The organism is Sulfuricurvum sp. RIFOXYD12_FULL_44_77 (assembly GCF_001830725.1).
Taxonomy (GTDB): domain Bacteria; phylum Campylobacterota; class Campylobacteria; order Campylobacterales; family Sulfurimonadaceae; genus Sulfuricurvum; species Sulfuricurvum kujiense_A.
In genome coordinates this window covers 1-21,872 of the sequence record NZ_MIBU01000284.1, presented here as the reverse complement: position 1 = coordinate 21,872, position 21,872 = coordinate 1, and the positions used below count along the sequence as shown (strand labels likewise).

Genomic DNA, 21,872 nt, shown 5'->3' with positions numbered 1-21,872 from the left:
TAAAAGAGAGACATGAATAAATTCATTATTTTTATCTATGGGATACTTGCCTATAGTATTGCACTGATTGCACAAGTATGGTTCATTTTATATATCGGCGAGTGGGAGTTTATGGAGACGACTATTAGCACTCAGTATCCTCTCCCCTTTATTAGTGCTTTTAGTATCAACCTCATTTTAGTCTCGATATTCGCGCTGCAGCATTCGGTGATGGCGCGCTCGTTCTTCAAGAACACTCTAACCAAGATTATTCCTCAAGCCTCAGAGAGGAGTACCTATGTCCTTTTTTCAGGATTGGCACTCGGATTGATCTGTTTGTATTGGCAGCCGCTAGAGGGATTTTTATGGCAAGTGGATAATGAAACAGGAAAAATCTTATTAACGTCCGGCTATCTTTTCGGCTGGGCGTTTTCACTCATTTCTACCTTCATCATCAACCATTTTGAACTCTTCGGCCTGCAGCAAATCTATTTCAATCTGCTCAATAAACCTACACCGCCCGCTGATTTTAAAGAAAAACTGTTCTACAAGTTTGTACGCCACCCGATCCAGCTGGGAATCCTCATAGGTCTATGGCTGACACCGACAATGTCTTATTCGCATTTGATGCTCTCTGTCACATTGAGTCTTTATATTTTTATCGGTCTTAAGTATGAAGAGAGAGATTTGATTGCAACGTTAGGAAGTACTTATAAAGAGTATCAAAAACGGGTTCGGATGATGCTCCCGTTTCCAAAATAAGACCTTTTAAAAAATGGCTAAAGAGTGGAAGCGTACTCGAATTCGTTAAATATTTTAGTGTTTGGGTCTTGATGGATAATATGATTCGCTTTGAGCAATCGATCACACACCTCTTCCACCGTTTCCCCTTTTTTCAATATGATCAAGCTCCCTTTGAGATGAAACTCCTCATAGAGATTGACCAATTTTTCTAAAGCACGTCCTGCACCTATATGATCTACAAACGTAAACAATACGGCGATATAATGGTCATTCACTTTTTTGATGACGTCACTTTGTCGTACACTCTCCATCAAATGTGCTTTGTCAATATCATAATCATCACATGCGACTAAGGCGAGATTGGCTTCAATGTTATATCTATCAAGTGTGTACAAAGCCATCCGTATATCCTGCTCGAACGCGAATTTTAAATCCGTAGCGCTCAACTCTTTCATCTCATTCCTTATCAATCGTCAATTTTGCTCAGTTATAAAAGTTCGTTATTTTACCAAAAAACTTCCGCTAGATACTAATATCCCTATTTTTAGCAAAAATCACTACAATACGATATTAAAACGGATACGAAGGATACCCCATCAAACCACCTGCCACTAACCGAAAACCCGCACCAAGACGCGATAGTAGAAATGCGCCTCAAAACTTCGCACGTAAACCTGCACCAAAAAAAGAGAATATAGAAACGACTCAAAAAAATGAGATCAAAGCGATGTTTTTAAACTGGTTCAAAAGCAGCCAAGCCCAAGCAGGTCATATTATGCGCAAACAAGACGTCATCAGTGCTATCTTGAAAAAACTCGATTCCAAACAAGACCGCCCTTTCCAAATCGCAATGGACGAGCTGAAACACGACGGATTGATCGACATCAAAGAAGACGGTGTGACCTTAGTCTTAACCCAAAAAGGGTGCGAGCGTTACTAAAGAAGGGTCACCTTATGTTATATTACCTATCGGATTCAAAAAAATTTAATTATGTTTTTAAATATTTCATTTAGCCGAATGATACTATCATAACCAAATAACGTTTTTGAAACTATAGGTTTCATAAAGGAGCACGGCATGGAACTCATTCTGAATCCGTGGGTATTTGAGTCAAAAGATTCATGGGGTACGATTTGGCGCGGAATAGCGTACGGGTGTTGCATCGGAACGGTAGAAGGTACGATTATCTACACTCTAGTAAAAATTTTCGGTCTATTTGATACTATTCCAATATACGGATAAACACCTTTTTCTCAATAAAAGAGTAAAATTCCTTTTTTAAAAAAGGATAAATATGATCAAAAAAACAACGTTTGCCCTTTTTCTCAGTTTTTTTTCGCTTACCTCTACCCAAGCCGCCGAAGCGAGTGCGTGGGAACTGTTCGGATGGATGGAAGATTCTCTGATGGGAGATTGGAAACTCTCATCTGCCGAAGAGCAGATCGGGACAGAATCGTACAAACACAAAGCGCTCCTCCCTCTCGTAGGCACTGAAACAACGGCTATGGCATTTAAACTCATCGGCGGAGAAGTAACCATCCAAGAAGACCTCCTCCCCAATACCGCCAAACAGATGGTTACAATGTATCATTGTAAAGATATTGAATGTACCAATCTCAAAGCAACCCATTATTGTTCCAAACAAAACCAGCCCGAATTTCTAGGAAATTTACAAGAGAGTACCCCGAATAAAATCGTATTTGAGTGTGACATGTCAACGGAGCTGTGCCAATCGGATGAAGACCATATCCACCGAATCGTACATGAGCTCTCACACGAGGGGAAGCATCTCAAAAGCTCTTATTTTGCATGGAAAAACAAACAACTGAGCACCACCCACTCCATCTACCATTTCGACCGCAAATAAGTACATGCAGCCCTTTAGGCTATAATACGGTAATTAATACAAGGTTGCCCTCTTATGTCTAAACACCCGACTCTCCTTCAGCAATTTCGATCCTTTTGTTTTCAAAATAACGCTACCGACATCGAAAAAGCGATAGAGTACTTCGCCGTATTCGGCGGAATGGGATGGAGTGTCGATATGACAAAACCTCTAGAAGAGCTGATCGAAAAGAAAATCTTGGCAAATTACCGCTACATTCACGGCGATTTGACCAAAATCACCCAGAGCAACAAAGCACACCACGCCCTCCTCTCGGCGGTAGCATCGGGGGATCGACGTGAATATTCCGCTTACCGCCGCGCCGATCTAACCCGCAAAGAGGGGGAAGAATCAGCGGCCTTTTTGATCAAATTTGGATTACTGACACGACAAGCATCTCAAGCCGATCCCATCGATGAAACAGAAGAAGTTTCTGAGCGTCTCATTTTCACTGCACCGTTTTTACGCTTTTGGTTCTCCGCCGTATCACCGTATTACAAAGGGATCAAAGAGGGGGATTTCACCGAAATGAAAGCAAAATGGGAAAACACCAAAGCGAGCTTTTTCGATCAAATCTATGAAGCACTAACGATCGCCCTCGTCAAACAAAGTTTCAAAGAGGACTGGGTGGCAAAAATCGGCTCGTACTGGGACAAAAATACCGAAATCGAAATTTTGGGTAAAACCAAGGGGGATAAAGTGATTGTTGGATCGTGCAAAACCTCTAAAGCCAAAGCGAACAAATCTGAGCTCTCCAAATTGCAGGAAAAATGTGCAAAAGTAGCACTAAGCCCCGACATCTTCGTTATCTTCTCCAAAAACGGATTCTCTAGCGAATTTAAAAAAGAGAAGAGCGATACCTTGAAACTTTTAAGCCTCAAAAACCTCAAAACATTGATGGATGATCTGAGCGAAAAAGACCTCCTCGTCAATACAAACAAAAAATATTGATAATTTGAGTAGAATTTCAAAAAAAAAATACAAAGGATCATCATGGCATGGGCAACCGCACGTCATATTTTAGTCACTACCGAAGCAGAGTGCAACGCACTCAAAAAACAAATTGAGGAGGGAACCTCTTTCGCTGAAGCAGCGGCAGATCACTCACAATGTCCATCCGGCCGCAAAGGGGGAGATTTGGGACGATTTAGCCCAGGTCAAATGGTTCCTGAATTTGACAAAGCGGTATTTAACGGCGATGTCGGCGTTTTATACGGTCCGATCAAAACCCAATTCGGCTATCATTTGCTGGAAGTAACGGCCAGAGGCTGATACGTCTGAGGGTTGAGAGAGATCTCACCCTTTTCTAAATAATTTCTTATTATATCTATCTATTTAAAAATATTATAGCTTACTAATATTCCCTGTCCTATGATTAAACCAAATCGATTCAAGGAGTTTGGTATGTTACGCTTGATATTTTCTGCTCTTTTAACCGCTTTATTAGCAACATCTCTAAGCGGTGTCGAATACGACGGTGAAAAAAGCATTATTTTCGAAACCAAATACGATATATGTATTATTCCCCCTCAGGTGAGTGAAGCAACCGAGAAAGGGATCAAAGTCATCGACGTCAAAACAGCGAAAAAGCTCTATGATCAGGGGACGTATTTCTTTGATGCTCGTGAAAAACGCCATTTTCAAAAAGAGCATATCAAAGGGGCCTATCCTGTCTATTTTGATGTTTCCAAAGCCCAATATATTGTCATTCAGCTCCCCAAAGATAAAGAGGAAAAGCTTCTCTTCTATTGTTACGGCGAAACGTGCGCCAACTCGTATGAGGCCGCTTTAGCAGTGCGAAAACTGGGATACACCAATGTTTACTGGCTCCTTAACGGATTTAACGAATGGAAAGTAAAGAAATATCCTATCAGTACCGAATAAAAGAGGGTGTTTTGATTTTTACGGAGTGCACCGCTATAATGGCGCAATGCAAAACTCCTCTGAACCTAATTATGATGTGATTGTTGTCGGTGCCGGTGCGGCAGGCCTTATCGCCGCCATCACAGCGGCACGGCGAGGCAACACCGTTCTCCTCCTCGAAAAACTCTCTAAAATAGGCTCAAAGCTCAAAGCGACGGGGGGCGGGCGATGCAATCTCACCAATACCCTCTCCAATGAAGAATTTATGGCTCGTTTCGGACGTGAGGGGCGGTTTATGACCCCTGCGTTGAGTGCCTTCGATCATAAAGCACTCATCGCTTTTTTCGCCGAACTCGGGGTGGAAAGCCATGCCCCTGATGGTTACCGTGTCTTTCCTATCTCCCACAGCTCACTCAGTATCATCACGGCTCTTGAAGAGGAGATGGCACGACTCGATATCACCCTCATCACCGATTCTAGGGTTGAGAGGCTGGAACATAACGGCGAACATGTTTGCGGAGTCAGCACAGCGGATCAGAGCTTTTACGCCTCCAACGTTATTATTGCTACCGGAGGGTTGGGATATCCTCAGCTAGGTGCAGAGGGAGATGGATTCGCCATCGCTTCGGATGTCGGACACAAAGTGAGCGAACTCTTCCCTGCCATGATGCCGCTACGTACGCGTGAGACATGGGTAGCCGAGTGCCGCGCCGATACGATTCCCAAAGTAGACATTCGTGTCGATCTCCCTAAGGCCAAAAATATCCGTGCATCAGGCGATCTGATTTTCACCCAAAACGGTATCCGAGGTCCCGTCGTCCTCGATATTTCCCGTGACATCACCCCTCTGATCGAAAAATTCGGCTCTGTCCCTCTTCTGATCAATATGACCAAAGGGATGAATGAAGAACAGATATTGTCCCATATCAAAAAAGAGATCGATCGCAATCCTGAGCAATCGGTTTTAACCCATATAATGACCCTCCTCCCCGAATCGCTCTCACGCGCGCTCTGCACCCTCGCGGATGCCGATCCCCAGAAAGGGTTTAACCGCCTTGAGGGGAGTGTACGTGACCGTCTCCTAAAACTCCTCGCATGGACACCCCTCACAATCATCGGCCATGACGGTTTCAAAATGGCGATGATCACACGAGGCGGAGTATCGCTCAAAGAGATACGGCCTGAGAGTATGGAGAGTAAAATCCTCTCAGGGCTCTATTTTTGCGGCGAAGTGATGAATCTCGACGGCCCATGCGGCGGATACAATCTCCAATGGTCATTTGCCAGCGGCTATGTGGCGGGACATTTAGGAGTACCGATTTTATGAAAAAACAGCTGATTATTTTCCTCACCCTTGTGTACATTACTCTTTTTAGCGGATGTGCTCCTCTTTATGAAATTCGGGGGGATTCTCCCCTGCTCGATGCCAATCTCACTACGTTTCTTCACAAATGGCGTACCGACACCATCACCCCCGTCCGTAATGGAACCTATAGAAATGTGTTGGTTAACGGCAATCCTAAGAACAAAACCGTTGCCCTTACTTTCGATGATTCTCCCGATGAGAACAACACCTATAAACTCCTCGATATTTTAGATACCCATGACGTCAAAGCCGCTTTTTTTATGATCGGCGGAACGATGAGAGATGGCAATATCTCCGTCGTGCAGCGAACCGACCGAGAAGGGCACCTTGTTCTCAATCACACGTTCAACCATCCACGCCTGAGTGATCTTAATGAGAGTGCCATCATCTCTCAGTTAGATCGCGCCGCAGGGAGGATTGAAACAATTACCGGACACTATCCCCTCCTCTGCCGTCCCCCTTATGGTTCTATCAATCCTCTGGTTGTCGATTGCGTGAACCAACAAGGGATGACGACCCTCCTTTGGTCACTCGATTCCCTCGACTGGACGCTCAAAGATCCCGATGCCGTCGTCCATAATGTCCTCAGCAATATCCGAAACGGCGATATTATCCTAATGCATCGAAATCGTACCAGTGTCGCATCGCTCTCGAACATCATCGAGCAGCTCAAAAAACAAGGATATACCTTTCAACGCCTTGATGAATTATTAGAGGTTAAAGCGTACCGATAAATTATTTATCCGTAGCAAAAAGGGAAGATAGCTCTAGATCGAAAATACTGCCAGCTTTTCAAAATTTGAGAGCGAAAGCAGATGAGCGACAATCAGGTTGTACATACCGTTATCGATTAGTTCAATTTTGATCTCGTTCGGCAAAGCTTTGAACCTCTCTTCATTTACCCGCAAGAAGCCTTCGATTTTATATCCTTGCTGATTTGCAACCATTTCGGCATTAAAAGGTTCAAGCAATTCAAGTTCTTTAAGTTTATTGGTAAATACGATCGTATTAGCCATATCTGCTTGAAAAACGTTTAAGGTCTGGATGATATTCTGAGTTAATTGAGAAGGCTCATTTTCGGTGGTAAATAAAGATTCCCCTTTTTTGGTATTGATCGCTTTGGAATCGCTGTCAAATCCCAAGATCATCGTTGATTGCAGCGGTTGTTCGGGGTTGATGGTTTCGATATAGATGAACGGGTAGCGACGGAGGCTAAAGGGGCAGTATTCCGCTGAATACCAGTTCGATTTTTTATCTACAAATAGGTTTCTTCCCTCTTTAAGCCCCATAAGGGCAATACTGGCAATAGTATCACCCGATAGTGCGAAAAGAATCGGCTGACTTTTGCAGGCGTGGAAGTATTCTCCGACAGCCAGCAGAGTATGAGCCATCTCTTTAGCAAATTCAAAAGTATTCGATTTATCAAATTTGAGTTTAGCGTGTTCGTCTTTATTCAGCGGAGTTACATTTTTAAACATTGATATCCTTGATAATTATTTTTTTGACTTATTGGTTTTGAAAGCGCTTGCTTCTTTATCAAGCAATACCTTCGCCTCTTTTGCAATTTCACTTTGAATGATCATTTGTGCAAGGTATGATTTAGCTTCTTCGAAGCTGGCTTTATGTTCAGGCTGCATATCTTCAATGAGCAGGATATGGGTTCCGAGATCCGGGATGGACGGGATACGAACAAAGGAGAGTGTTGAAGCGCCTTGGATACGTTCGAACATATCTTTGGGCATCGTAGAGACGTCTATCCATCCACTATCACCCTCTTTATCTTTGGTTGCAGGATCGATCGATTTTTCTTTAGCCAAAGCAATGAATCTGTTTTGCAGTTCATCTCCGGTGTATTTAGAGAGTTCAGCTACGATTGCGGAGGCTTCTTCATCGGTTTTTACAAGAATGTTACGGAGTTTGTATTTCGGAGCTATTGTAAATTCTTGCTTGCCGTAGAACGCTTTGAGTTTTTCGTCGCCGATATCAACTTTGGAAGCGATCCGATTGCTCCACAGATCAAGCGCCCTGAAATCGAGTGCTGCCTGATAGATCGGATCTTCATACTGCTGTTTACGAATGATTGTCGCCAGTTTGATTTTATTGTCATAGTCCTGTCTGATTTTATTCTGAACCTCTTTAGAGAGTGTATTGAAATCGGCGCGGAGGTTTTCAGCCGCAAAGATTTCGTACTCTTTTGGAGAAACGTCGCGGCCATATACCGAAGAAGAAAGAAGTACTGCGGCGACTGCCGCCCCCATACAAAGTTGAAACGATTTAGTGAGAATTTTCATAAGAGCCCTTTTATGTGGTGAATAGATACCGATAGCTTCGGTGTATTGTAATCTTTTGTATTTTGGAAGGCAAGGGAGAATATCAAATTCCCCCGTCGTTTTTCAAGACCACTTCGATAATTTTTGCCATACCGTTGTTGGCGACTATCACTTTTACTGTTAACGGTAACCCTCCTGCCGGTACATTTGCCGAGCTAAAGCTCATCGTGTCGATATCAAAGCTGAGCCATAACGGCAATGCTCTGCCGTCTGATAGACTTACTCCTGTAATTTGCGATTGCGATGCATTTGATCCCATACTTTGTGCAACCTGTTTTACCGTGGCGCTTGGTAACGAGAAGCGAAAGCCCTCGCCTGCTCTGATGCTGACAAGCATCGTCACTGGAGTCGGCGATGTAGAAGCACCTTGAATAATGATCGCTTTTACCTCTTTTCCGGACTGGGTAGTGCCTACACTAATACCGTTAAAGCTTGCTTTTTCGGTACTTTTCGGCTCACCGGCGACATTGTTTAATCCGTCACTTTGTCCTTTGGAAGCTTCAGAAGCATTAGAACCTGTTGTTGAGCCTTCCGTACTGCCGCCATTCCCGCTTCCGATAGGCGAACCGTCTGTTGAACTGCCGCCGGAGCTTCCGCCACCCGTTCCGGTAGATGTACCGTTATTACCTGAGGTGCCTGTTCCTGTAGTGGTTCCACTACCGCCATTACCCGATCCGCTGCCGTTGGTCGGGTTAGGATTTTCTCCACCTCCGAAGAGCGATTGCCACCAGCTCGTTCCGGTACCGGTTCCGTTCTCCCCTTCTGTGGACGTTCCCCCACCGCTTGTACCGCTGCCGCCGTTCCCGCTTCCGATAGGCGGACCGTCTGTTGAACTGCCGCCGGAGCTTCCGCCACCCGTTCCGGTAGATGTACCGTTATTACCTGAGGTGCCTGTTCCTGTACCGCTTCCAGTACTTCCGCCAAATCCTCCTCCGAGACCCGTGCCTCCATCAAATCCAGTTCCGGTTCCTGTTCCCGTACCTCCATTAAATCCGCCTCCGAGCCCTGTCCCTCCGCCGGGTACAGAAGGGGTTGGGATGGTTGGAGGAACCGGCGGTATAAAGGTCGATTTGATGGTCATTTTCGCCGGCGTGAGCTGTACCGCATAGTTATCTGCACTCAGCGTACCCGCCGTGATTGCATAATCTCCAGACGTAGTACCCTGCTCTCTGGAGAGCGCTCCGTTCAGGACGTTCTCGTCTTCTCCCGATACAAACCCTTCTGCCGTGTAGGTAAACGTCGGGTCTTCAAGTCCTACGATTTTTTCCTGATCATCAGGAGTGACAGTGAGCGTTTTTTTCGCAATAGTCACCGGAGCATTGGTGTGATTAAGAGTAGGTAACTGATAGTTGCTTACTGTTCCGCCATTGGTACCGTCTGCAAGCGTGATCGCATCGATATAGTTCGTACTATTATTAGGGACAGTTGCACTGTTCGCAGTTGCTCCACTATACGTCAGTGTTTCCGTTAAACCGTTAACCGTCACGCCCGTATCAAGTGTGACTTTGCCCGTTAAATCAGTTGTTCCATCATACGTTTTCGCCGCACTGAGTGTCACTGCTTTTTTAGTGATTTCCCCGTCGTTTCCGCTCATGGAATTTCCGCCGCTCAGGTAATAGTTGCCGCTGTCGGTTGATCCGAGCGTTAAAGAACTAACACTGTATGCTTTATTGATCCCCGCATTTTTCCCCGAAAAGCTACCGTTTCCGCCGATGGTGACCGTATCCCCCGTTTCAACCCCTGACAGTCCCAAGGAGAGGTTATTCAAGCTCACGGTTCCATCATAGACTTTGGAAACGCTGCTCGCTGATACGGTTACCGCTTTTTGGCTGACTGCCAGATTTCCTACTACTACAAGGTTATTACTAAAGTTAGCACTTGTTTCAGTGACGTCGGTTGCCCCCAATTGATAGCTTCCGGCATTGAGTTTCCCAGCTGTGCTTTGGGAAGCATTGAGTGCTCCCAACGTAAAGGCAGCCGTTCCACCTGAGCCGTCGGAGTAACCAAAGGTCGTGCTATTATTGGTAATGGTCGGATTACTCAAACTGATGATTTGATTTGACCCGTCAAGATACTGGGCGCTAGTGATAGTGTATTGCGCATTGGTTCCGTACGTAGATGATGCATTGGCAACACGCACCAGAAGCTGATCAGCCGGAACGATAGTGTAATCACCATTGACATAGTCAAACTGGTAGTTGCTTGCGCTCAATCCGCTTGCTTGAAGAACGCCACTATAAGCTCCAGCGGCTTGTTGTGAGTTATTCGTTCGTACAACACTCAATCCGGTTGTAGTCAATGCCCCGATTCCCTCACCGTTTACAAATCCACCGTAGCTTACACCCGCAAAGTTTACCGTATCATTTTGAGTGACAAACTTCGCATCGTTGTTGGCGGTAACCGTAAGGATCGCTTTGTTAATCGTCCCGCTTCCGTTGCTCCAGTTGAGGGCATAATTGTTTGCATCCGTACCTGCAAGGACTACACTTCCAACCAAAACGGTTTTACTTCCAGCCCCTGCTGAATCAAATACTGGTGCTCCGTTGACGTAAAGATCATCTCCCGTGACACCGTTACCGATAGTGCCATACCCGTCACTTCCCAGCGGCATTGTCGTGAGAGCATCGTAAGTTTTTGTCACCCCCGTACTTCCGGATAAAGTCACTGTTCGTGCTGTGATATCAGCGGTTGTCGTGCCACTTGTGCTTGAGAGGGTGTAGTTACTAGCTACCCCTCCGTTTGAACCGTCTACTAAGCTGTATCCTGTCGCGGTAACGGTTTTCCCGTTCGCTTTATTTTTATCACTAAACGTTGCCGTATCATGATTAAGCGCCAATGTTTCACTTCCGACACCTGTTGAAACGCTTCCCCAGTTACTCAGGGTTGCGGTTGTGGTTCCATCATACACTTTATTGTCTGCAACCAGTCCTGAGACTGTCAAGCTTTTAGCGGTAATGGTTGCACTGGTAGAAAGTGAGTTATTTGCCAAGACGTAGTCAGCGGCGATAGAGCTATTCGACCCGGTAATACCGGAGAGAGAAAGTCCGCTAACGGTCACACTCTCAGCGGTAAGAACATCTTTGGAGTTATAAGATTTAGCCGTATGGGCGATCGTTGCGGCACTGTCGTTTGCGATAAATCCTGTGATGGTGTAGGTCGGTGTTATGCTTGTTGCTGTCCCGCCATCGTACACTTTGGTCACGGCTGTGTTGGAAAGAGCCGCCGTAAGCGTCACCGGCGTGATCGTAACCGGAGCATTGGCATTATTGAGCGTTGGAAGAGCGTAGTTGGTTGCGACTCCCCCGCCTGTACCATCGGTCAAGGTGATAGCACTGATATAATTGCCTGCTACATTGTGAGCGCTGTTTGCCGTAGCTCCGGTATAGTTAAGTGTTTCACTCCCGATAAATCCGCCAAGGGTAACAGCCCCACTAAGATTTGTGGTTCCGTTATAGACTTTAGAGGCACTAAGGGTCACCGTTTTAGGAGTAATGGCAACGCTATTATCAGTTGCGGTGGTACTTGAGAGGATATAGTTTCCGGCTTGCATACCTGTCAATGCAAGTCCGGTAATAGAGATACTGTACGTTCCGACATCTTTAGCGGAAAAATCTTCCAGTGCACCGTTAACATTGACATCGTCTCCGCTTACTCCTCCCGTAAAGGTAGAGCTAACCACACTCGTTCCGGCAGTGGTACCGTCATAAACCTTATCGGCAATGTTGACTGAGCTAAGGGAGACGGTTTTTTGGGTGATGGTCGCAGCAACCGTTTTAGAAGTAGCATCTAACACATAATCGCTTGCCGCCGAGCTATTGCTACCGGTGATAGTCGCAATCGAGAGTCCGCTTACGGTGATTTGATTGGCATCGGGGACATCTTTATCATTATAGGCTTTAGCCGTATGGTTTAGAGCTGCACCCGTATCGCCGCTCACCAGACCGCTGAAAGTATAGGTCGGCGTCATGGCGGTTGTTGTATCACCGTCATAGACTTTGGTGACGCCGGTATTACTGATAGTCGGTGTCAATGTTTTCGCCGTGATAGTGATAGCGTTTGTCCCAGCTCCGTAACTTCCTCCTATCTGATAGTTACTCGCCAATCCTCCATTTGTCCCATCTGTCAATGTAATGCTTGAGAGATACTTATTGGCTGTAGCAACATGGTAGTTATTAACCGTAGCCGTGCTGTAACCTACCGTCTCACTTCCGACAAATCCCCCAAGGGTAAGTCCACTCGTAAATGCAGAGGTACCGTCATATACTTTTGACCCTGTGACACTCAATGTCGCTTTGTTGATAGTACTGGTGGTATTGTTAGTGTAAATAATGGCATAGTTGTTTCCGCTATTGCCGTCGCTGATGGTAACACCACTGAGAGTGACCGTTTTATTGCCCGCCCCTGCATTTTTATCGGTAAATGCAAATGTCCCACCTGACAAAGTATCACCCGGAACCAATCCCGTCGTTTGCGTCAGAGCATTGCTTGTCAACGTACCGCTTGCCGTTGTCGTACCGTCATAAGTCTTGGTGACATTCGACGTAGAAATCGTAATCAGTCGTGCGGTAATCGAAACCGAGCCGCTTGCACCCGTAAGCGTATAGTTTGCATTGCTGAGAGATAGTGAAGTAAAATCGCTCAAAGTTTGAGTACCGACATTTTTACCGGAAAGCCCTGCACTACCGCCGTTCGTGACTGTCACTACATCACCGTTTACAGCGTTGGATACGCTTAAACTCGCGCCAAGCGATGTTGTGCTGCCTTGATAAACCATTGTACCGGATAAACTCACCGCTTTGGGGTTAATCGTGAAACTATTTGTCGTAGCCCAAGTGATCTCATAGTCGCTTGAACTTCCGCTTGCGTAAGTAGGGGTGAACATATTTGCCGTCGTGTAGCCGTATGTCCCTGCATTAGAGTACTGTGTGATGGCGCTTCCCCAAGTGATTCCTGAAATGTATGCATCACTATAGGTAATGGTTGGATTTACATCGCCGTAGGTTTTACTCAAAGCTCCCAATGTGATGGTGATGGGGATGGTAAATCCCTGCAAGGTGATAGGAGCAGAACCCGACTCATACCATTTGCTAGAGGTAAAGCCTAGTCCTGTGATACTTTGGAGCTGCGTGGAGCTCTTGGCACCGTAGGTAGAACCGCTACTTATAGTAGCATGGCTTACGCAGCTAGTGGTATTATAGTTTAGTGCGTCATCAGCATAGGATGTGCCAGCCTTTATGACAGAACCAGAGCGGACAAAAACCTTATCAAACATATAATTTGCAGAAGTACCGTAGTCTGTCTTTCTAAGAGCAATTATCCCAGAAACATCAGTTTGACCACTGATTGTACCAGTATTGTACACCTCTTGAAAAGTCGTCGTCCCGCCGTTGTCATTAGTTGCAGTGATTCCAGAGATATACTGATTTCCCGTCACACTGCCGCTATTGTAAGCGTAGGTGAGCGTTATCCCTTGATTGGAAGACAAAGCCCCAAAAAGTCCACCGATTTTGTCATAACCTACGCCTGCTACCGCTCCACTATTGTAAGCATTGCTAATGGTTATCGTACCGTTCCAAGCCGTGGCATTACCAAGCAATCCTCCAGTAGATGCATGGCTTGTTATTTGAGCAGTATTGGAAAGATAGCTAAGATCGATATTTGCCGTATATGATGAAATACCCCCTGCAATCCCGCCCGATTGTCCTGTACTAAAAATATTTCCTGAATTTTTGAGCTTTGTACCGCTTGCGCTTCCCCCTGAGTAACTCGCTTGTGCAATACCAACAATACCTCCGACATTGCCTGTTCCTGATATTAAACCGCTATTGGTTAGATTGTTTAAAGATACGACTTTTGATAGGTTAATATAACCAGCAATACCCCCTACTGTATGTCCAAGGGTGTTGCTTGCAGTCGATTGACTGTTGCTTAGATGACCGGAGACGACTTGACCGCTGTTTGTGAGGTTTGAGAGATAGACATATCCGCCGATATTGCCAAAAAATCCGCCTATTCCACCATAGAGTGTATAGGAATTGCTATTTGTAGCACTTACCGTGGCGGCATTGGCACTATCGACGGCGTAAATATAACCCGTATAAATCGGATTTCCGCCTCCATCTGTACTATTAGAATAGAGTCCAGACCCTACAAAGCCTCCTATTTTGGTTTTATGATTTGTACTGTTGTCGCCTTGGACAGATACGGAGGAGGAGTTGAATATATTTCTAAAATAGTTTGCGGTTGCACTGGTACTTATATCACCCACAAAACCGCCTGAATTGTCCCCGACAATCAAGGTGGAGTTTGTGAGTCCGATGTTTTGCAAGGTTATGCCGTCCGCTTTGGCAAAAAGCCCGCTGTATTGGGCTCCACCCGTTATCGAAAGGTTGCTTATCGTATGCCCGAAACCGTCAAGTTTGCCGCTAAAAGGGGTGGTTGACGTCAGCGGTGTCCAAGTCCCCGATAGTGTCAAATTTGAGCCCAAAGCGTATTTGGTCGAACCGCTGATATTTTCCAAATCCGCCTGAGAGTTGATGATCGTATAGGTCTCGCCGTTGATCGTGGGGCTTGCGCTACTGCTCCAGTTGATCTTGCCCGTAAAGTCGGTCGTACCGTTTCGCTTGGTCTGCAAATATCCCATGCTCGTACCCGTCGCACCGCTCGTATTTGTCGTCACCGTAAGCCCGCCCGTGCCTGAGACCGTGACGACATTGTTCACCAGAACATGACGATGGGCGGAGAGGGTGAGAGTGTTTGCCGACCAGCTAAGCGGTGCATTGATGATGATATCACCGAGGTCTGAGCCGTTTGCCGTAGCATCTGTGGCGATAGCTATGTTACCACCTGCAAGGTTCGTCTGAAGCGTATCAGCACCGATACCGCTTGTGGTCTGTGCCCCACTTCCTGCTGAAATAGTAAAGTTGGTCGGGTCGATAAGCCAAGTACCTGCTTTGCCGTTATCTGTAAGTGTAGTAACTTTCGCCGTATCCGCGATGTGAACATTCTCACCGCTCGTCTCGACAAAGCCCCCTTTGGCTATGATCGTTCCATCGACGTTCATCGTCCCATTATAGGCAAAGAGGATAATCTTGCCATCTTTTTCTTCGAGGCTGTTGGCTTGAATAGTTCCCGTGTTACTAATCGTTGCAGAGTACGCATCGCTTGCCGCCTTGGCGCTCATATAGACCACACCGCCGTCGGCTTGCACGAGAGCTTTGTTCTCAATCAGTGTATTAACCGTCGCGGCATCGACCGTGACGCTGAGAAGTCCGGCATTATCGGCGCTGAGAGTGATGGCATCGCCCGAAGCAAATATAGCAGAGCCTTTTTGTGCGATAACAACCCCCTCATTTATCACTTCGGGAGCCAAGAGGGCGACATAGCCTGCATCCTCAGCACGAATCGTCCCTCGGTTGGTGATGGTGCCGGTAGAACCGTCCCGTGTAAATCGCAGAGTATTGTTCAGATAGTTCTCGTTTGAGAGGTTCATGGTAGATGCGACGATCCCTCCGACGTCCACCCGTGAACCGTTACCGAAAATGACGCCGTTGGGGTTGATGAGAATGACTTTACCTGTAGCACTGAGTGAACCGGCGATGTTACTCACTTCGTTACCGACGACACGGTTGAGGGTTGAGGAAGAGGCATTAGGCTGGTTGAAACGGACGCTTGCGGCAGAACCGATATTAAACGTTCCCCAGTTGATGATCCCCTGATTGGTGGATTGGTTGATGAGCATGTTAGCGGTATTGGTCTGAATGTTGATGTTTCCCTGCACTATATTGGGAGCAGTAGGCAAAGCTGTTGTTGACACATCTCCCATTAAGGCGCTTGCCGCAACTGTAGAGATCAGTGCAGTCGTTTTTATCCCTTTTGAAAATACGTCCAAAACGACCCGCCCTTTGGAGAGGATGCGAAAAGCGTTTTTATATTCCTGATAAAATTTCATCGTCTATTCCTCTTTTAAAATGCTTTTGACAGGGATACCCATACGCGGGCGGCCTCTTTGGTTCCGTCATTATCACTGCCATCTGCTTGTGTGTTGGGATTGGTTCCCACTCGCCACGCAACGGAGCCTTTGATGCTCATTGTCCCTTGGGTATAGGTCGTACTTAATCCCCATCCTTTGAGATCGTAGATGTTATAAGGGTTCAACGTTGTTAACGCGCCGTTGTAAAGATCGCGGTTTTGTTTGATACGTCCGTAATCGTAGAAGACGCTTCCGGCGAAATTGTTTGCAAACGATTTGGAAAGTTCAAGGGAAATCATATATCCCTCATCTCCGCCCCCTTCGTTGGATGGGTATGCTCGGATTCCGCTCGAACCTCCAAGATACATCTTTTCGCCTGAATCAAGATTTTTACTGCTTTTTTGAGCCGTAAAATTGGTACTCAAAAAGGTGGTCTCATTTAGCATCTGATTTCGCGATGCGTTAAGGGTGAGTTTGGAATAGCGTCCGTGCGAGCGTTTGGTCTGCTGATCGGCGAGATAATCGGATTCGTTGTCTTTGAGATTTATATAACCCAATGTATAAGTAAATCCAAGCGAAGTTTGTCCGGATGTATCAAATTTCGTATACGTCAATCCATTTGAAAAAACATGTGCCGTTTTGTCACTGATGAGTGTACCTGCGGAATAGTTGGCATAATCTTTTTTGTCCAAAGCGGAATTAAAAGTAAGATTTTTAGTTCCGGAGCGGAGGATAGGATAGCTAAAATTCACTCCTGCGGTTGTCGCTGTTCCAGTTGCTTCAGGTCCTAAAACAACATAATACGACATAGCTGAATAACTTGCTCCGATTTTCGCACCCGAAGCACCTAATGGAATCGTATAGCCGAGCTTGCCGTAACGTATCCCATGTGTCACCATCGACTGAAGTGTGATTTGATCGCCGATCCCTGAGGGAGAATTGATCCCCGCCGATACAATCCCCTGATTACGCCCCGTACTGCGCTGACCGCTGTTCGAACCCAAAAATACCCCATTTATCAAAGGGGCGTCTTGAAGTTTGACCCGAAGCTTACTGTCCCCGGCACCTGCCCCTGCTTCGAGACGGCTGGCGGAAGTCACCCCAGGAGTATCATTCAGGATCAATAGCCCGCGCTGAAGCTTGTCGATCTCCAGTACCTTGCCCGTCGGATGTGCCGTTTCAATGATATTTTTGGCTCGGGAAGCAGAAAAGCGTTTGGCGGTTTCAGCTTCGATCTCAATCGCTGAGAGCTTCCCCTCAAGTACCATGATTTCGATTTGACCGTTTACCACCTCCTGAGGAGGGAGAAATGCTCTCGCCGAGAACCCTTTTTCCCGATAATAATCGGCAATGGCGCGTGCCGCATCTTCGAGCTGCGTGAAGCTGAGCTCTTTTCCGATAAAGTGCGAAACCACCGAAGAGAGCTCTTCGGAAGAGATCAGGGTATTTCCGGTGATTTTAAAGGAACGAACCATCACTCTGGTTCCAATATCAAAGGGACGGATATCTTCTTTTTTTTCGCCGATTTGCAACGGTGTGGCTGGATGTTTTACGCTGGAATCAAGCTGTTTTTGAATATCGCTTGAAATGGATCCGGCATCCGGAACAGCGGCCAAACAAGCCATTGCACTTAGAGATAATAATGAAATATTTCTAATGATTAACATTTTATAACCTTGATAATGGAATAATAGGGCTTTGATAATTTTACCTCTCCGGCAGTCCCTGATCGGTTTGAAAATGGGAATATTTACGGGACTCGAACGGGACTTTTCTGTGCTATAGTTTTAAACAACCTAAAAAATAAAGAAAATCATTGGAAAAAGATTTACAGATTTTTAAAAAAATGACCATTTTATTGGTCGAAGACGACCCTTTGGTATTGGAGCAAATCGCTCTATTATTAAGTATCTTTTTTAAAAGAGTGTTAACCGCTAAATCTGTAGAAAAAGCGTATGAGCTTTATGAAGACGAACGACCCGATATTATTTTGAGTGACCTTGAGATGCCGAAAGTAGGTGGGATTGAACTGTTTTATATGATACGGATGAAAAATCAGAGTATTCCCATTATTGCCATAAGTGCCTATTCGGATCGAAACATACTTTTCAAAGCCGCCAATGCTCAAATCGACGGATACATCATCAAACCCATCGAACTCGAAACACTGCTGGATGCTTTCCGAAAAGTACTCCCGAAAATGTCCGTAAAAAGGCAAATCTTCACTTTTCAAAACGGGCTTATTTATAATTCTCTGACAGAAGAGCTTTTCAAAGAGACCCAACTCATCGCATTGGGGAAAAAAGAAAAAACGCTTCTAAAACTGTTTATTAGCAACAAAGATCAGGTAATCGAAAAAGATGAACTGATAAGGCATATTTGGATACATGAAGATGTCAGTGAATCGGCACTCAAAAATCTGCTCAATAGACTCAGAAACAAAATAGGGTTTGACTTGATCGTATCGGTAAAAGGGAGCGGTTGGAAGCTTAATATTTCGCGATGAAGCACCTCTTTTTATCTCTTTTTTTATTTCTCAATTTTGCATTTGCTTTTGACTCCATAGAAGTATTGGATCCCCAAATCACCGTCTACAAATCGGGATATTTCAAGACAGATAAAAATATTTCTTCGAATGAAGCATATATAATCGCCCAAAAGGGAAATATCACAACACTCCCAAAACAAGCCAAAAGTTTCGGTTTCGATCATTATACGTATTGGTTTTTCTTTGAAGTCGCTAACAACTCTGAGAAAGAGATCTATTTAGATTCAAAAAATTTTGTTGCAGGCTATCAAGAGTTATTTGTTTATGATAATGGCAAGCTAATTAGTTTCCAAAAGAGCGGCTATTTTACTCCGATAGAGCAAAGAATCGTAAAAACATTTCCAATCAGGTTTGAGCTAAAAAAAAGTCCAAAAAAACTTATATATCTGTTACAACTAAATAGCAAAAGTCCTCTCTATACTGCATTTACATTTGGCGATATGATCGAAGTAGATAGTGATTGGAAGCTACTCTATTTTTTTATGATTTTCGCCGGTGCTATCTCTTTTGCCTTTACTATTTATAATTTCTTTTTATATCTTATTACAAAAGATCAAGCATACCTATTCTACTGCGTCTATATTGTGGGTTTTTTGGGTCTTAATATCGTAGGACTCGGATACGTACCGATCATCCCTTTTCTGGATGTAAAGTATGCGCATATTTACTTTACAATCGCCGTATTCCTAAAGCTTGCTGGACTTACATTTTTTATGATTTATTTTCTCAAACTAAAAGAACGGCATAATAGGCTCAAATTATTTCTATACTTCTTTTTGCTATTTCACTCCATTTTTGCAGTTCTTTATTTAATAGGGGTTGCGAAACCCCTTTTTGTTCTTTCCGTACAACTGTTTATGATAGTTTCAATCTTTGTTGGGATTAAAAGCTACATTAGCGGATTTAAACCGGCACTCTATTATCTTATAGCGACGGGAGTTAGCAATTTTCTTTTTGTATGCTTTTCGCTAATGACACAGGGAGAAGGAATAAGTTATAGCATTTGGAGCATGAACCTAAGTAATTTTGCCATGGCATGGGAGCTTATCATGCTTTCATTCGCCCTTGCCTATCGCATCCGTATTCTCCAAGAAGAGAATCTCAAAAACGAACGGCTTGCTATCATGAAATCACGACAAAAAGTGATCGGTGAATTGACCGGAAACATCGCACATCAGTGGAGACAACCGCTCAATAAGCTGGGAGCTATTATCTCCAATGTTGAAGCCAAACTCAAATACGATTCCATTTCACATGATGAATTAATAGAATCGTGTTTGTCCTCCTCTGCTGTTTTAAAAAATCTGTCCAACACGATCGATACGCTGCAAGACTTCTTCATTAACTCATCTAAGGGCAAAGAACAATTTGACGTCAATGAACAAATAGATACCATCCTCCATTTTTTACAAGATACCATGAGAAATCAGCAGATACAAATACGTTTCAATCCGGCAAAAACCCTTATAATTACAAGTGAACGGAACCTTTTATCGCAAGTAGTGATGAATATTCTTCTCAATGCAAAAAATATTTTGATCGAACGGAATAATGATAAAGTGAGATCCATTATTATTACTACCTGTATACATGATGATAAAGCGATACTGACCATTCAGGATAACGGAGGAGGAATCGAAGTCAGCCCGATTAATAAAATTTTTGAGCCGTTTTTTTCTACTCGGACTAATGGTTCAGGAATCGGTCTTTACATGGCTAAAAACATGATTGAAAAACTTGGTGGAACTTTGAGTGCAAACAATACTCACGAGGGAGCACAATTTACGATCATTTTGCCTAAATAATTTGCATTGCATAAATACGCTATAATTCCATAATCATTTGCGTTTTCGGTCTACGCTTGAGACTCTTCACCGACCGCTTATCCCCACCTCATGTATGAGGCTTATGTATCCAAGGACTTTTTATGTCATCGACACCTATCAAACGCCAAAATCACCGTATCCACCCATGTAATCGTCCACTTAAAAATGAACTGATCCATTTTTTAATCGAACGCAATGCCGGAAAAAGCATTCTTGTTGTCACCTCCACTGAAGCCGGAGAGCTTCCAACTATCTTTGCCGGAAAAAATATCACCGTTTTAAGTGATGCCGAGCTGGCACAAACCCCTGATCTGCGATGTGAAGTACTCATCAGCTATGATCTCCCGGAAAAAGCGATCGTCTATATGTCACGATATGCACGAGCGAGAGAGTATGCCCTCATCACCCTCGATGAAGAGGATCAGAAACGACTCTACCCTATCGAATTGCTCAACGGACGAACCATTACCCAAGAGGTAGTAAAAGGGTTTGAACCTGACTTCGGTATTGCCGTGGACAATCAGCAAAAAGCCGAAGCAAAAGCTCGCCGCGATGAGCGTGAAGCGCGTGATGCGGCAGATCCGAGAAATCGTGATAAAAAGCCGGTTCGTGACACCCGTCCTGAGCGTCTTCGTGAGGATTCACGCGGCGATAAACGCCCTCCACGCAATGAAGGGGATGGTTTTATGGCTAAAAAACAGCACAACGCCAAACCTCGCTTTGTCGGTAAAGATGACAGCGGTAAACCGATCTTCGAAGGTAAAACCCGCGAGCGAAACCACTACATCGACGGAACACCCCGTTCCGATGCCGAAAAAGCAACCAAAACCCCTTACAGCAGCAAGCCGAAATTCTTCGGTGATAAGGAAAAAAGCTCTGCCGAGAAAAAGCCTTACGGAGAGAAGAAACCATTTGGTGATAAAAAGCCATACGGTGACAAACCCGCTTTTGGTGAGAAAAAACCTTACGGAGATAAAAAACCGTTTGGAGACAAGAAACCATACGGCGACAAACCTGCCTTTGGTGAGAAAAAACCTTACGGAGATAAGAAACCGTTTGGTGACAAGAAGCCATACGGTGACAAACCTGCCTTTGGTGAGAAAAAACCTTACGGAGATAAAAAACCGTTCGGAGACAAGAAGCCTTACGGCGACAAAAAGCCGTTTGGAGACAAAAAACCTTACCAAGATCGAAAACCCTCTGAAGCACCTGCTGCACCGAAACGTGCTCCTCGTCGCATCGATGTGAAATCGTTCAAGTCACCGAAAGAGAGTGAATAATCTCTTCTAAATCGATGTCCTTAATGGACTATTAACACTACCTCGAATACAATACTTCCACTACAATCCATTAGGAGA

General features: G+C 44.9%; 17 protein-coding genes. 12 read left to right on the top strand and 5 right to left on the bottom strand.

What is annotated here, in order from left to right:
- Positions 1–12 precede the first annotated feature (12 nt).
- The gene (locus A2517_RS10545; protein ID WP_294896818.1) at positions 13–741 is read left to right on the top strand and encodes a hypothetical protein; all 729 of its coding nucleotides are present in this window, start codon (positions 13–15) and stop codon (positions 739–741) included.
- Positions 742–758: 17 nt separating this feature from the next.
- Here A2517_RS10545 and A2517_RS10540 read toward each other — a convergent pair whose 3' ends face one another.
- Complete coding sequence (locus A2517_RS10540; RefSeq protein WP_294896816.1) at positions 759–1,178, bottom strand: hypothetical protein; 420 nt, start codon at positions 1,176–1,178, stop codon at positions 759–761.
- 272 nt (positions 1,179–1,450) lie between these two features.
- On the opposite strand from A2517_RS10540, the gene A2517_RS10535 reads away from it, so the two are divergent.
- The 8 genes from A2517_RS10535 to A2517_RS10500 all read left to right on the top strand — a co-directional run bounded on the left by A2517_RS10535 (position 1,451) and on the right by A2517_RS10500 (position 6,572).
- Positions 1,451–1,663: a hypothetical protein gene (locus A2517_RS10535; RefSeq protein ID WP_294896814.1), complete on the top strand. Its 213-nt coding sequence runs from the start codon at positions 1,451–1,453 to the stop codon at positions 1,661–1,663.
- A gap of 138 nt (positions 1,664–1,801) precedes the next feature.
- Positions 1,802–1,966, top strand: a complete 165-nt coding sequence (locus A2517_RS10530) for a hypothetical protein (RefSeq protein WP_294896812.1) — start codon at positions 1,802–1,804, stop codon at positions 1,964–1,966.
- Between the two features lie 52 nt (positions 1,967–2,018).
- Positions 2,019–2,591 (top strand): hypothetical protein, encoded by a 573-nt coding sequence (locus A2517_RS10525; protein WP_294896810.1) that lies wholly within the window; start codon positions 2,019–2,021, stop codon positions 2,589–2,591.
- 54 nt (positions 2,592–2,645) lie between these two features.
- On the top strand, positions 2,646–3,560 hold the full coding sequence (locus tag A2517_RS10520; RefSeq protein WP_294896808.1) for a DUF234 domain-containing protein: 915 nt from the start codon (positions 2,646–2,648) through the stop codon (positions 3,558–3,560).
- A gap of 42 nt (positions 3,561–3,602) precedes the next feature.
- Positions 3,603–3,881, top strand: coding sequence for a peptidylprolyl isomerase (locus tag A2517_RS10515; protein WP_294896806.1), 279 nt, complete (start codon positions 3,603–3,605; stop codon positions 3,879–3,881).
- 132 nt (positions 3,882–4,013) lie between these two features.
- Entirely contained in the window at positions 4,014–4,493 is a 480-nt protein-coding gene (locus A2517_RS10510; RefSeq protein ID WP_294896804.1) for a rhodanese-like domain-containing protein, read from the top strand.
- Between the two features lie 46 nt (positions 4,494–4,539).
- Positions 4,540–5,799, top strand: coding sequence for an NAD(P)/FAD-dependent oxidoreductase (locus tag A2517_RS10505; RefSeq protein ID WP_294896802.1), 1,260 nt, complete (start codon positions 4,540–4,542; stop codon positions 5,797–5,799).
- Positions 5,796–6,572, top strand: coding sequence for a polysaccharide deacetylase family protein (locus A2517_RS10500; protein WP_294896801.1), 777 nt, complete (start codon positions 5,796–5,798; stop codon positions 6,570–6,572). Before A2517_RS10505 ends, A2517_RS10500 begins: the two co-directional genes overlap by 4 nt.
- A 33-nt stretch (positions 6,573–6,605) precedes the next feature.
- Here the strand turns inward: A2517_RS10500 and A2517_RS10495 are convergent, their stop codons facing one another.
- The 4 genes from A2517_RS10495 to A2517_RS10480 form a co-directional block, all read right to left on the bottom strand.
- Positions 6,606–7,316, bottom strand: coding sequence for a SapC family protein (locus tag A2517_RS10495; RefSeq protein WP_294896800.1), 711 nt, complete (start codon positions 7,314–7,316; stop codon positions 6,606–6,608).
- Positions 7,317–7,331: 15 nt separating this feature from the next.
- Complete coding sequence (locus A2517_RS10490; protein WP_294896798.1) at positions 7,332–8,129, bottom strand: peptidyl-prolyl cis-trans isomerase; 798 nt, start codon at positions 8,127–8,129, stop codon at positions 7,332–7,334.
- Between the two features lie 82 nt (positions 8,130–8,211).
- The gene (locus tag A2517_RS10485; protein ID WP_294896796.1) at positions 8,212–16,119 is read right to left on the bottom strand and encodes a YDG domain-containing protein; all 7,908 of its coding nucleotides are present in this window, start codon (positions 16,117–16,119) and stop codon (positions 8,212–8,214) included.
- Positions 16,120–16,133: 14 nt separating this feature from the next.
- Positions 16,134–17,807, bottom strand: coding sequence for a ShlB/FhaC/HecB family hemolysin secretion/activation protein (locus A2517_RS10480; RefSeq protein WP_294896794.1), 1,674 nt, complete (start codon positions 17,805–17,807; stop codon positions 16,134–16,136).
- 149 nt (positions 17,808–17,956) lie between these two features.
- Here A2517_RS10480 and A2517_RS10475 point away from each other — a divergent pair, with 149 nt between their 5' ends.
- The 3 genes from A2517_RS10475 (at position 17,957) to A2517_RS10465 (ending at position 21,794) form a co-directional block, all read left to right on the top strand.
- On the top strand, positions 17,957–18,646 hold the full coding sequence (locus tag A2517_RS10475) for a response regulator transcription factor (RefSeq protein ID WP_294896792.1): 690 nt from the start codon (positions 17,957–17,959) through the stop codon (positions 18,644–18,646).
- Positions 18,643–20,493 (top strand): sensor histidine kinase, encoded by a 1,851-nt coding sequence (locus A2517_RS10470; protein WP_294896791.1) that lies wholly within the window; start codon positions 18,643–18,645, stop codon positions 20,491–20,493. The genes A2517_RS10475 and A2517_RS10470 overlap by 4 nt, the downstream gene beginning before the upstream one ends.
- 122 nt (positions 20,494–20,615) lie before the next feature.
- A complete protein-coding gene (locus A2517_RS10465; protein ID WP_294896790.1) occupies positions 20,616–21,794 on the top strand; it encodes a hypothetical protein in 1,179 nt (392 codons plus the stop codon).
- The last annotated feature ends 78 nt before the right edge of the window (positions 21,795–21,872 follow it).